The sequence below is a fragment of the Azospirillum cavernae genome (assembly GCF_003590795.1).
Classification (GTDB): Bacteria; Pseudomonadota; Alphaproteobacteria; order Azospirillales; family Azospirillaceae; genus Azospirillum; species Azospirillum cavernae.
On record NZ_QYUL01000001.1, the window covers coordinates 1,993,330 to 2,005,425 of the forward strand.

At 67.8% G+C, this 12,096-nt stretch carries 13 protein-coding genes; 3 read left to right on the forward strand and 10 right to left on the reverse strand.

Features of this window, described 5'->3' with window-relative positions; genetic code table 11:
- Positions 1–13: 13 nt before the first annotated feature.
- The 4 genes from D3877_RS09140 to D3877_RS09155 all read right to left on the reverse strand — a co-directional run bounded on the left by D3877_RS09140 (position 14) and on the right by D3877_RS09155 (position 3,131).
- Positions 14–1,153, reverse strand: a complete 1,140-nt coding sequence (locus tag D3877_RS09140; RefSeq protein ID WP_238474795.1) for a TAXI family TRAP transporter solute-binding subunit — start codon at positions 1,151–1,153, stop codon at positions 14–16.
- Between the two features lie 88 nt (positions 1,154–1,241).
- Complete coding sequence (locus D3877_RS09145) at positions 1,242–1,736, reverse strand: HupE/UreJ family protein (RefSeq protein ID WP_119830300.1); 495 nt, start codon at positions 1,734–1,736, stop codon at positions 1,242–1,244.
- A 95-nt stretch (positions 1,737–1,831) separates the two neighbouring features.
- The gene (locus D3877_RS09150; protein ID WP_119830301.1) at positions 1,832–2,353 is read right to left on the reverse strand and encodes a hypothetical protein; all 522 of its coding nucleotides are present in this window, start codon (positions 2,351–2,353) and stop codon (positions 1,832–1,834) included.
- 40 nt (positions 2,354–2,393) lie between these two features.
- Positions 2,394–3,131 carry an SDR family NAD(P)-dependent oxidoreductase gene (locus D3877_RS09155; RefSeq protein ID WP_119830302.1) on the reverse strand — a complete coding sequence of 246 codons (738 nt, stop codon included), beginning with the start codon at positions 3,129–3,131 and terminating at the stop codon, positions 2,394–2,396.
- A 118-nt stretch (positions 3,132–3,249) separates the two neighbouring features.
- Between D3877_RS09155 and D3877_RS09160 the strand changes: the two genes are divergently transcribed.
- On the forward strand, positions 3,250–4,467 hold the full coding sequence (locus D3877_RS09160; protein ID WP_238474796.1) for a ChaN family lipoprotein: 1,218 nt from the start codon (positions 3,250–3,252) through the stop codon (positions 4,465–4,467).
- A 27-nt stretch (positions 4,468–4,494) separates the two neighbouring features.
- Here D3877_RS09160 and D3877_RS09165 read toward each other — a convergent pair whose 3' ends face one another.
- The 5 genes from D3877_RS09165 to D3877_RS09180 form a co-directional block, all read right to left on the reverse strand.
- Positions 4,495–5,649, reverse strand: coding sequence for a glycosyltransferase (locus D3877_RS09165; RefSeq protein ID WP_119830304.1), 1,155 nt, complete (start codon positions 5,647–5,649; stop codon positions 4,495–4,497).
- Positions 5,646–7,106, reverse strand: a complete 1,461-nt coding sequence (locus D3877_RS09170) for a Mur ligase family protein (protein ID WP_158599825.1) — start codon at positions 7,104–7,106, stop codon at positions 5,646–5,648. The genes D3877_RS09165 and D3877_RS09170 overlap by 4 nt, the downstream gene beginning before the upstream one ends.
- Positions 7,103–8,086, reverse strand: a complete 984-nt coding sequence (locus D3877_RS09175) for an MvdC/MvdD family ATP grasp protein (RefSeq protein WP_119830306.1) — start codon at positions 8,084–8,086, stop codon at positions 7,103–7,105. The genes D3877_RS09170 and D3877_RS09175 overlap by 4 nt, the downstream gene beginning before the upstream one ends.
- A 10-nt stretch (positions 8,087–8,096) precedes the next feature.
- A complete protein-coding gene (locus D3877_RS29790) occupies positions 8,097–8,267 on the reverse strand; it encodes a hypothetical protein (RefSeq protein ID WP_158599829.1) in 171 nt (56 codons plus the stop codon).
- A gap of 262 nt (positions 8,268–8,529) precedes the next feature.
- Positions 8,530–9,300, reverse strand: a complete 771-nt coding sequence (locus tag D3877_RS09180; RefSeq protein ID WP_119830307.1) for an SDR family oxidoreductase — start codon at positions 9,298–9,300, stop codon at positions 8,530–8,532.
- A gap of 125 nt (positions 9,301–9,425) precedes the next feature.
- On the opposite strand from D3877_RS09180, the gene D3877_RS09185 reads away from it, so the two are divergent.
- Positions 9,426–9,863 carry a winged helix-turn-helix transcriptional regulator gene (locus tag D3877_RS09185; RefSeq protein WP_119830308.1) on the forward strand — a complete coding sequence of 146 codons (438 nt, stop codon included), beginning with the start codon at positions 9,426–9,428 and terminating at the stop codon, positions 9,861–9,863.
- Between the two features lie 20 nt (positions 9,864–9,883).
- Here the strand turns inward: D3877_RS09185 and D3877_RS09190 are convergent, their stop codons facing one another.
- Positions 9,884–10,504, reverse strand: coding sequence for an NUDIX hydrolase (locus tag D3877_RS09190; protein ID WP_119830309.1), 621 nt, complete (start codon positions 10,502–10,504; stop codon positions 9,884–9,886).
- A gap of 161 nt (positions 10,505–10,665) precedes the next feature.
- Here D3877_RS09190 and D3877_RS09195 point away from each other — a divergent pair, with 161 nt between their 5' ends.
- The gene (locus tag D3877_RS09195; protein ID WP_119830310.1) at positions 10,666–12,096 is read left to right on the forward strand and encodes a DNA recombination protein RmuC; all 1,431 of its coding nucleotides are present in this window, start codon (positions 10,666–10,668) and stop codon (positions 12,094–12,096) included.

Sequence of the window (12,096 nt, forward strand, 5' to 3'; positions counted from 1 at the left end):
CGCCCGCGCGCCATCACGGCTTGGCCGGAGCCACCGATGGCGCGCGGGCGTTGGTTTCATTCGCCGCGTCGCCCAACAGCCCAGCCTCGCGGTAATAGCGCTCGGCCCCCGGATGCAGCGGAATCGCCACGTCGGTCGCCGCCTTCGCCGGGTCGAAGCTGCGGCCCTTGGGGTGGCCTTCGGCCAGAATGCGGCGGGTGTTCTCGTGCCACAGCGCCTTGACCACGCCATAAATCAGCTCGGGGTCGCGGTCCGCCCGCACCAGCAATTCCGCCCCCAGGCTGAGCGTCGGGGTGGGCGCGGTGCCGGGATAGGCCTCCGCCGGGATTTCGCTGTCCAGGTAAAAGCGCAGGCCCCGGCGCAGCCGCGCCGCCGGTTCGCCGTCAATCGGGATGAGACGGATCGGCGTCCGCGCCGCCACGTCGCTGACCGCCGCCACCGGATAGCCGCCGACCATGAAGAACCCGTCCAACTCGCCCTTGGCCAGCCGGTCGGCGGCGGTGCCGGGCTTCAGATATTGCGGGGTGATCGTGCTTTCCGACAGGCCATAGGCGTCCAGGATCAACCGCGCCTCAACCAACGTGCCGGATCCCTCCTCGCCCAAGGAAATGTTGCGGCCCTTCAGATCGGCCATCCGGTCGATAAAGCCGTCGGAACGCACCACCACCTGAATCGCCTCGGCGTACAACATGCCGAGCGAACGCAACCCCTCGAACGGCGGCTTGCCCAAATAGCTGCCGGTGCCGCTGTAGGCCCAATAGGCGACGTCGGCCTGGGCCAAACCCGCCTCGACCGCGCCCGACCGCAGCAATTCGATGTTCTCGACCGAGCCGTTGGTCGCCTGCGCCACCACGATCAAACCGGGAATCCCGCAACTGCCGCCCCGGTCGCAAGGACGCGATCCCGGCGGGTTGGAAATGGCGTTGGCGATCAAGCCGCCAATCGGGAAATAGGTCCCCGAGGTGGTGCCGGTGCCGATGCGGAAATAGCGCAACTCCTGCGCCCGCGCCGCGCCCCAGCCGACGCCCCAGGGCGCCAGCGCCAACCCCGCCGCCCCGGCCAAAAGCTGGCGGCGCGACGGACTGGGCGCGGCGGGCGGCGCCGTCGTCACAACGGCTGCGGAAGGGGGGGCGTTGCGTCCTGCGCGTGACACCAGGGAAATTCCCATTCGTTTGAGGGGCGGAGGAAGAACGATCCCAACAAGATCTCCGCACAACGCGCCCTTTTCAAGCCGCGAACGGTTAAATCACGCCAACCAGATCAAGAACGCCCGCGACCGACACAACGCCGCCACACATCCGCACCGCGCGGGCCGATTCCGCCTGCGTCACCACCAGCGACAGGCCCACCCCAGCGCAGGACACCAGCAACAGCCCGCTGGCGAAACCGCTCCAGAACAGCAAGGTTCCCTGGTGCGGATGGCCGTGAAACACCGCCGCGACGGCGGCGACCAGAACCACCAGCGCCACCGGCGCCCGCACCGCGAAGCCAACCAGCCCGCCCATGACGATCAAGGACACCGCCAGCCCCGGCATGGCGTAGGGCAGCCGCAGCCCCATCTGCGCCGCGATTCCCGCCGCCAGCGCCGCCGTGACGGCGGCGGTCGGGGCCTGCCAGACGGCGGCGCCGCCGGTCTGCCCGGCCCACAGGCCAATCGCCAGAAAGCCCAAAAGATGCTGAAGCACCCACACCGGCTCGATCAACCCGGCGCCAAAGGCGCCCGTCACCGTCGTCATGCGCCCATTCCCTCAAAGCCGACCGGATCACGGGTCGGTATGACGGCGGGCGCGCCGTTGGGTCAAGAGGCGAGGCGCGGCGACGGGCTTGACGCTCACCGCGCCAGCGGGTCGCCCAGTTGACGCAACTCGTTCTCCCGGCGCGTCAGATCGCGCTGTTGCAGCGGATCCAAGCGACCCAGAGCGTCGTTCTGGCGCATCCGATCCACCTCAGGCCGCAGCAAATCGCGTTTGAAAGCGTCGGTGGCCCCGTGGGTCAAGGCCGGGGGCGGCAAGGGCCTCGGGTGGGGCGTCGGCGGGTAGCCGGTCGAATCGGGCGGAGACGAGGATCCCACGCGCGGGCGACGCTCCGTTGAGCGGGGCCGGTTGTCGCGCTCCCGCCGGTCGTCGGGCGGGTTGCGGACAGCGTGCGGCATGTCCATCCGCGTGCTCCGCGTTTCCAACTCAATCGGGCGAAAGCTGGGGCTGGGGAAGGCGCGCTCCTCCCGCCGCTCCTCCGGCATCGGCGCGGCGATGCAGGCCGACAGGGCCAGCGCGGCAAGGCCGGACAGGATCAGGGAACGCGACGGGCGATTGGCGGGGATGTGGGGCATGACCGGGATATTGGGGGCCGCCATCCGCCCGGCAAGCCGGACCAATGGCCAAGCCCCCAACCGATCAAAACAGATGCTGGCCGCCGGTGATGAACATCTCGGTTCCGGTGACGTAACCGGCGTCGGGGCCGCACAAATAATGGATCACCGCCGCGACGTCCGCCGGGGTGCCCATGCGCTTCAAGGGGATGCGCGGGATCAACACGTCATATTCCGGGCCGGTCATCGCCGTTTCGATCTCGCCGGGGGCGACGGCGTTGACCCGCACGTTGATCTCGGCGAACTCGACCGCCATTTCGCGGGTCAAACCCGACAGCGCCGCCTTGGAGGTCGAATAGGCCGACCCGGCGAAGGGATGCACCCCATGGCCCGCGATGGAGGTGACGTTGACGATGGCCCCCTTGCCGCGCGACAGCGGGGCGGCGAAGCCGCGCGCCAGCACCAGCGGCGCGAAGAAGTTCAGCTCGAACACCTGATGCCAGCCCTCGATCGAGCCGTTCAGGCAGCCAAGCCGCTCCTTGATCGGGGTCTTGGGCGAGATGCCCGCGTTGTTGACCAGCGCGTGCAGCGGCCCGCCATCCAACACCCGATTCGCCTCTTCGACGAAGGCGGCCCGGCTGGCCGGATCGGCCAGATCGGTGGGGATGTGGTGCGTCCAGTTGGGATCGCGGCGGCAATGGGCCGGAATGTCCTCCCGCGCGCAGGAGATCACGCGCCAGCCCTCGGCGCTGAAGCGCGCGACGGTGGCGTGTCCGATGCCCCGGCTGGCGCCGGTGAGGATGACGGTTTTGCGGTGTGGCATGGCCCCATGTTACCGCGCTTTGCCGCGCGACGAAAGAGTTGCGAGCGATTCGCGATTGATGTTTTCGCCGCGACGCCCAACCTTGACCCCGAATCCCTGCCCGTCGGAGCCGCCGCCCGTGCCTTCCCGCCCCCTGCCCCGCCTGCTGCTCGCCGCCGCCCTGTGCCTGGGGGCCGGGACGGCCCGCGCCGATGAGCCACGCCCAGCCCCAGTGTCGGCGCCAGCCTGCGTCGCCCCCGGACTCTGGGCCGATGGCGAGGGCAAGCCCCTGACCGCCGCCACGCCCTTGCGGCGAATCGCCGAATTCCCCGTCATCCTGCTGGGCGAGCAGCACGACAAGCCCGATCACCACCGCTGGCAACTCCACACGCTGGCCGGGCTGCACGCCCACAACCCCGATCTGGCCATCGGGCTGGAGATGCTGCCGCGCCGGGCGCAACCCGCGCTGGACCGTTGGGTGGCGGGAGAGCTGGACGAGTCGGCTTTTCTGGCCGCCAGCGACTGGCGCGCGGTCTGGGGCTTCGATCCCGACTTTTACCTGCCGATTCTGCGCTTCGCCCGGATGAACCGCCTGCCGCTGGTGGCGTTGAACGTCGAGCGCAGCCTGATCGCCCGCACCGCCCGCGACGGCTGGGCCGCCATCCCGCCGACCGAACGCGAGGGCGTCGGCCAACCCGCCGCGCCCAGCGCCGCCTACCGCGACCGCCTGACCGAAGCGCTGGCCGCGCACCCGAGCAAAGAGCAGGCGAGCAAGGCCGAGCCGGACACGGCCAGCGACGCCCCCGCCCCGCCCAACCCCGCCGCCCAACGCTTCATCGAGGCGCAAACCGTCTGGGACCGCGCGATGGCCGAACGGATCGCCGACGCCCGCCGGACCAGCGGGCGCGCCGTCGTCGCGATTCTCGGCGAGGGCCACATCACCCACCGCAACGGCGTGCCGCACCAGTTGGCCGATCTTGGCCTGCCTGATTCGGTGGTTCTGCTGCCCTGGGACGCCGAGCGCGAATGCGACGCGCTGGATGGCCGCATCGCCGACGTGGTGTTCGGCCTTGGCCCGGCGTCCGATCCCGCCGAACCGCCGCGCCCGCGTCTGGGCGTGCAGTTGGAAGTTTCGGCGGAGGGGGTGCGGATCGAACAGGTGTTGGAGGGCGGCGTGGCGGCGGCCAGCGGGCTGCAAGCCGGGGACCGGCTGATCGCCGCCGCCGGTCGCCCGATCCGCCAGCCCGCCGACCTCACCGCTTTGGTTCAGCGCCAGACGCCGGGAACCTGGCTGCCGCTGACCATCCAGCGCGACGGCGAGACCAAGGAGCTGGTGGCGAAATTCCCGGCGGAGTGACGCCGCCAAACCGCGCGCGCCCCACCTTCAGCCCTTCTTCGGTTTCGCTTTCGCCTTTGGCGCGTTTTTGAGGATCAACGCCCTCTGCTGCGCGATCACCATGTCCTGCTTCGCGTTCAACGCCTTGAGGTCGGCGACATCCTTTTCATAGGCCAACCGACGCACCCGCATCTCTTCGCGCAACGCTTGAACCATGTTGGTGGAGCGATAGAGGAGAACGGCCAAATCCCGCATCGACGCCAACGCCTCCGCGTCATAGCGGTGGTTGGGCGGATCAAACCCGGCGATGGCGGCCATCAAACCGGCGGTGACGAAACGGGCGTCGTGATGGGCGCGAATCAGATCATGCCCCACGGCGCCCAAAACAGCGTCGTAGCGGGCGAAATCCTCGCTGAGCCGCTGTTGGGTCGGTTGCGCGCGCAGGGCGGTTCCGGCAAAGCCGTCGGACTCCAGCCGGGCGTAACTCTCCTCCGTGACCCAGCCATCGGATCCGGAATGTTCATGGACATAGGCGGGCCGGGCGCAGGCCATCGCCTCCAGAATCGACCGACCATAGCCGACCACGATGTCGGCCTTGGCGATGTCACCCGCCACCTCCATCGTCGGGTTGGGGTGGCCGCAGCGGCTCCACTCCAGACCATGAGCGGCCCAAGCGGCGCGCAACTGGTCGGCCCCCACATTGGCGAAGCTGCCGTAATTCCCCAGCAGCAGCACGCTCTGCGGCGTTTCCCGCGCCCGCCCACGCGGAAGGAAACGATACAGATCAACAGGCTGACGAACGCGAATCACCTCGCCGGCGCCAGCGCAGCCCCGGGCGAGCGTGGCGAGCCGGTCGTTCGGCGCGATGGTCGCGGCGACGATCCCCGGCTCCAGCGGCGGCAGCCAAAACTCGTCGATGCTGTGCATGGTGAACAGACGTCTGGCCCGTGGGTAACGGGCCGCCATTTCGACGGCCAGCACCTTGTCGCAGGCGATGGTCGCGTCCGTCTGCTCCGGCAGACTCCCAAGGTCGCCGACGATTCGAATCCCCCGGCGACGGGCGAAGTCCGCCATCATCCCCTGAAAGAGGGTGTAAACCACCACCTCATGCCCAAGGGCGGGCAAATGATCGGCGATGGTGGTTAGAAAGGTTTGCAGCCCACCGGGATTTTCCATGGTCCGCAAGGCGATGACGACCTTCACAGCGGCGACTCCCGAAGCAGCGACGCGGCGGCGTCCGCGTCGTTGAAGGCGGCATAGGCCCCCTTGTCGTTGAGCGTCTGGTAGCGCAGGGCGCCCAGACCCAAAATGGCGACGACGTCCCCCGGACGGGCCGAAACCAGCGCCCGCTGGATGGCCCGGCGGCGGTCCAAAACCAGCTCGACCGGCCCGATCTCCCGCCCCGCGTCGCGCAATTCGCGCAAACGCAGAACGCGGGAACTGCGTGGGGCCGACCCCGTGGTGAAAATGACGTGGTCGCTCAACCGCCGCGCCGCCTGGGCGCAGTCCCGCGCCTTGACCGGATCGGGCAGGCCGACCGCGCCGAACACCGTCCGCAAGGCGCCGCCGCGCGCGTCCACGACGACGCGCATGGCGTCCAGGAATTGAGCGATTCCATCGGGCGTGTGGGCGTAGTCGACCACCACGTCAAAGGGTTGCCCGTCGTCAATCAGTCGGCAACGGCCCGGCGGCGCCTCCGCCCCCGCCACCCCGGCGGCGATGTCGTCCCACCCAACGCCGGACGCCACAGCGGCGCCGACGGCGGCGGCGATGTTCAGCGCGTTGTGCCGTCCCGGCAATCGGGACGGCAAATCGATGACGCGCCCGTCATAGGCAAGGCGCACATGCGCCTCGCGCATCGTCCATCGGGCCTCGACCAGCCGCAGATCGGCGGACGGGGAAAAACCATAGGACAGGCTGCGGCCTCCGGCCTGTTGAACCGCCTGAAGGATCCGGCGCCCCCAGGGATCGTCGGCGTTCACCACGGCGCAGCCGCAGGTTCGTCCGTCGGCCACGAACATCCGCTGCTTGACCCGGCCATAGGCCTCCATGCCGCCATGGCGGTCCAGATGATCCATCGACAGGTTGGTGAAGACGGCGACGGCGGGCAAAAAGCTTGGCGCGGCCTCCAACTGGAAGCTTGAGACCTCGCAGACCACCGCCGGGCCGGGTTGGGCGGCGGACAGCGGCGGCCCGAATTCCGTGTTGCCGACCCGCTGAACGGGGTGTCCCGCCGCGCGCGTGATCGCCGCGATCAGGGCGCAGGTCGTCGATTTGCCGTTCGTCCCCGTCACCGCCGTGATCGGCGCGGAGCAAAGCCGCCAGCCGACCTCAAGCTCGTCGATGACCGGAACGCCTTGGGTCAAGGCGGCCTGAAACAAGGGCGCGTCCAGCGCAATCCCCGGACTCTTCACGATGGCCCCAAAAGGCGGGTTGGAGCCAAGCAGGGAACGGCCATCGCCGCCAAGACAAACCGACACCCCGCGCCGCCGCCATCGGGTCGCGCGCGCCTGCATGGCCTGGCTGTCGTTCGCGTCCCAGGCGTGAAGCGTTCCCGGCGGCCGCAGCCCAACCAAACGCCCCAAGGCGGCGTGGCCAGCCCGCGCCAACCCGGCGACCAGAATCGGCCCGGTGGGCAAGGGCGGCTTGTTCGCGGTCATGGAAAGGGGGGAGGGTCGGCCAGCCGCCGGGCGACCGCCGCCGCGATGGGCAGGCCGGTGGCCTGCTCCATCCAGGCCCATTGGCCCGCCGCGTTGATTTCCAAAAAGACCGCCTCGCCGTCCGGGGTGACGATCAAATCCAGCCCGGCAATTTCAAGCCCCAACGCGCGCGACAAGGCCACGCAACGGGCGGCGACCGCCGGGTCCAGATCGTGAGGCTGAATGTCCAACCCAGCGTAGCCGACGGCGCGCCAATCGACCGCCGCGTCGTCCCGCGCCTTGTTCTGGATGCGCGCGGTGAAAGCCGCGTCGCCAACAACGGTGACGCGCAATTCATAGGCCTTGGCGACGCGCCGCTGGTAAATGGCCGGACAGGCCGACAACGCGTCGTCGTCCGCCAAATCATCCGGCGTGATCGGCGTCGTGTAGACCACATATTGGGACTCGACGGACTCGCCGATGATCTGCCCACCGGCAAGCTTGGCGACCATCCGACCATCCCAAGCCTTGTAACGGCGCCGGATGTCATCCGGGTTGGCCGACACCAGAGTCTCTGGCACGGCGAAACCCAGACCAACGGCCATCCGAAGCTGCAACAGCTTGTTGCGGGCCAGACGGTTGGCGTTGGGATGATTCATCCACAGCGCGCCGTCGATGGCCGTCAGCGCGCCTTCCAAAGTCCAGCGCATTTCGGATTCGGCCATAAGCCGCGCCGCAGGGTCGCTCAGATGGGGCGCTCTCGGCAATCCAATGTTGCGCACCAGAACAGACTTGATCGCCCCGCAGCGCTCAACGCCCCGCAAGAACAGCCGTGTGCGCGGAACGCCCTGTTCGACCACAAAGCCAATATCGACCGTCGCGCCAAAGTCGGCTGTGTCGAAGACAATGACCTGTGAACCCAGCGCCGCCAATTCGGCGCGCACCAGATTCACATGGTCATCGGCCCCGTATGAAACGATCAGCGCAAAACCGTCGCTCATCAAAAGACAATCACGCCTTTCCGGCGCTTGCAGCGCTGACGATCGGCTTCACAAACGATTCCTTCGGATCCATTTCGGTGTCCGTCCCAACATACTGAGCGGCAATGCCGCCCGAAACGCTCACGCGCTTCTGAAACAGAAGAGGAGCGGCATGGGTCTTTTTGTTTTCAGAATTCGGCATTTGATGGTCTTTCAACAGTAATTTAGCGAAATTTAGATTTTGCAATTCAGATGTCAACACACAATTTTTGACAATCCCGCAAAGAGATTGAGTGTTTTTCCAGAATCAACCTAAAATTAGCCTGCGACCATTCGACGCGCCAACCTTTGCGGCGTTGGATGACCACCGGAGGACCGTCAGCGCGGCCCCGCCGGTGGCCATGCTCACGCAATGGCCAATGGGCGGTCGGAAAGAGCAATTCGCCCCACCGCCCTGACGCGCGTCAGGATTGCCCTTCGCGGGCCTTCGTGGCGAAATCGTTCAACGCCGTCAAGGTCGCGTCGAATCGACCCTCCCGTTCGGCAAAGCGCAGGAAACGGACGCGCTCCACCAAAATTTCGGGCGGCGTCGGCGTCTGCGCGAACAAGGCCATGACCTCCGTCATGAAGTCGTCGAGCGGCATGTAGCCGGGTCGGGTGGATTGGCCCGGCGTCAGGCCGGTTTGCACGGCGGGCGGGGCCAGCTCGATCACCTCGATCTTGCCCTTCAAAACCTCGCGCAGGCTGACGGTGTAGGAATGCAGCGCCGCTTTCGTCGCCGAATAGGTCGGCGCGGCGAGCAGCGGCACGAAGGCCAACCCAGAGGTGACGTTGATGATCGCCGCGTCCGGCTGACTGGCCAAATGATCGGTCAGCGCGTTGGTCAGGCGGATCGGGCCAAGCAGGTTGGTGGTGACGGCGGCCTCCGCCTCGGTCGAATCGCCCGACCGCGCCAAATCCTCAAACCCCATGATCCCGGCGTTGTTGACCAGGATGTTCACACCCGGATGCGCCGCCGTCACCGTGGCGGCAAAGGCCGTGACCGCGTCCTTGTCCGCCAGATCCAGCGCGTAACCGACCATGCCGGGATGCTCCGCCACAACCGCGTCCAACGCCGATTGGCGACGACCGGCGACGATGACGGCGTTGCCCAGCGCGTGAAAGCGCGCCGCCAGCTCCTTGCCGATCCCCGACGCGCCGCCGGTGATGAGAATGGTGTTTCCGCTCTGTTTCATGGGACTGCCCTCGAACTGGTTTTCATGCTTCCCAGACAATGCGTCCGCCACTCTCCCGATGAAAGAAGGCACCGAAAAGATTTATACTCACCAAAAAGAGAGCGTAGACAAACCAAGAGGTCGCGATGTCCACCGCCCACCGCTTCACCCCCGAACACATCGCCCGCGCCCACGCGCAGAGCGCCCAAACACCCCCGGCGGAGACGGACCCTCGGGTCGAGGCTCTGGTGCGTGACCTGATCGGCTGCGTGGCCGACAAATGGACGATGCTGATTCTCGAACTGCTGGCGGAACAGGGCGCGACGCGCTTCACCCAGTTGAATCGACGGATCGGGACCATCAGCCAGAAGATGCTGACGCAGACCCTGCGCCACATGGAACGCAACGGGCTGGTGATCCGCACCGTCCATCCGGTCGTCCCGCCAAAGGTCGAGTACGCCTTGACCGAGCTTGGCCTCAGCCTCGGGGCCGCCTTTTGCGGCGTGTGGATTTGGGCGGAAAACAACCTCGACGCGGTCGAAGCGTCCCGCAAGAGCTTCGAGAACCGCGCTGCGGAGCCATGATTACGGTCGGAACGGCCCGCTCATCCCCCACCGCGTCCCCACCGCGCCAGAGTCTCCGGCGTCGGGTTGACCGCCGGGGCGCCGTCAACACGGCCCTGCCGGTCGCCATGCTCGCGCAAGGCCCAATGGACGGTGGGGAAGGCCAGTTCATCCCACGGGATCGCGTCCCAGGCGAACAGGCCGACCTCCAGGCTTTCCGGCCCGGCGGACACGTCGTCCGACAAAAGCCGGGCGTGGAAGATCAACTGCACTTGGCTGATGCGCGGAATGTCGTAAATCGCCAGCAGGGGACCGACGGCGATGCGCGCCCGCGCTTCCTCCCACGCTTCGCGAGCGGCGCCCTCGGCGGTGCTTTCGCGCTCCTCCATGTAACCGGCGGGCAGGGTCCAGAAGCCCCGGCGCGGTTCGATGGAGCGGCGGCACAGCAGAATCCGCCCATCCTCCCAGGTGACGACGGAGCCGACGACGATCAACGGGTTCTGATAGGCGATGAAGCCGCAATCCGGGCACATCAACCGCTCGCGATCCTCGCCGGGCGGAATGGCGCGGACGCGCGGCCCGCCGCAGGATGGCGGGCAGGCTGCGGAATCGGACGGCAAAGCGGCGGGGGGCGTTGGCGCGGACGTAGTTTGCTCGGGCATGGCTTCCGATATGGCGCGGCGGCTGGTTTGGGCAAGGTGGCAAGGTCGTTCTCCACCCGTTCCAATTCTTGATTCGTTCCTGTAGGCTGTCAACCGACTCAACCCCTGAGTTACCCCCTGAACCACCCCTTGAACCACACGTAAGGCGAAGCGGAACGGTGATGCAGCAGATCGCGGTGGATGGGCTGTCGTTGGCGCTTGGGCTGGGCGTTGGGCTGTGCGTGGGGGGCGGGCTGGTGTGGGCGCTGTTGAGCGCCACCGCCGGGCGCGTCCAGGCCGACTCCGCCGCCCTGCACGCCGAACTGGCCGCCCGGCTGGACATGGCCGAACGCGGCGAAGACGATCTGCGCGACGAGGTCGAGGCGCGCGACCACCAGATCGCCCGCCTGTCGGGCGAGGTGGCGGCGGGGCGCGAGCAGCACGCCCGGCTGACCGCCCGTCTGGACGCCGAACGCGCCGCCGCCGCCGAAAAGCTGGCCCTGCTGGAACGCGCGCAGGCCGCGCTGTCCGACAGCTTCAAGGCGCTGTCGGCGGAGGCCCTGCACCACAACAACCGCAGTTTCCTCGACCTCGCCCGCGAAACCCTGTCGGGCTTTCAGGAGCAGGCGCGGGGCGATCTGGACAAACGGCAAACCGCCATCGCCGCCATCGTCGATCCGGTGCGCCAGACGCTGGAAAGCATGGACCGGCAAATCCGTGACTTGGAATCGACCCGCGCCGGGGCCTATGAGGGGCTGAAGCAACAGGTGCTGTCGCTGGTCGAATCACAAACCCAACTGCGCTCAGAAACCGGCAATCTGGTGCGCGCCCTGCGCACCCCGGCGGCGCGCGGGCGCTGGGGCGAAATCCAGTTGCGCCGGGTCTGCGAGATGGCCGGGATGCTCGACCATTGCGATTTTGTCGAGCAAGCCACCGTGGACAGCGGCGCCGGACGCTTGCGCCCCGATCTGACCGTCACCCTGCCCGGCGGCAAAACCATCGTGGTGGACGCCAAAACCCCGTTGGAGGGCTATCTCGACGGCGTGCAGGCGACGGACGAGGCCGGGCGGCGCGAGGGGATGACCCGCCATGTCCGCCATGTCCGCGAGCACATGAAGCAGTTGGGGACCAAGGCCTATTGGGACCAGTTCGCCAACAGCCCGGAATTCGTCGTGCTGTTCCTGCCCGGCGAGAATTTCTTTTCCGCCGCGCTGGAGCAGGACGCCACCCTGATCGAGGCGGGCATCGACCACCGGGTGATCCTGGCGACGCCGACCACCTTGATCGCCCTGCTGCGCGCCGTCGCCTATGGCTGGCGGCAAGAGCGGTTGGCCGACAACGCCCGCGAAATCAGCGCGCTGGGCGGCGAGCTGTACAAGCGGCTCTCCGATCTGGGCGGGCATATGGAACGGCTGGGGGCGCAGCTCGACAAAGCCGTGGGCTGCTACAACGGCGCGGTCGGGACGCTGGAATCGCGCGTGCTGGTCAGCGCCCGGCGCTTCCGCGACCTCGACGCCGCGCCGGACGGGGCGGAGTTGCCCCTGTTGGAGCCGCTCGACCACAGCCCGCGCCGCTTGCAGGCGGCGGAATTGCACGTCGCGACGCCGGGATAG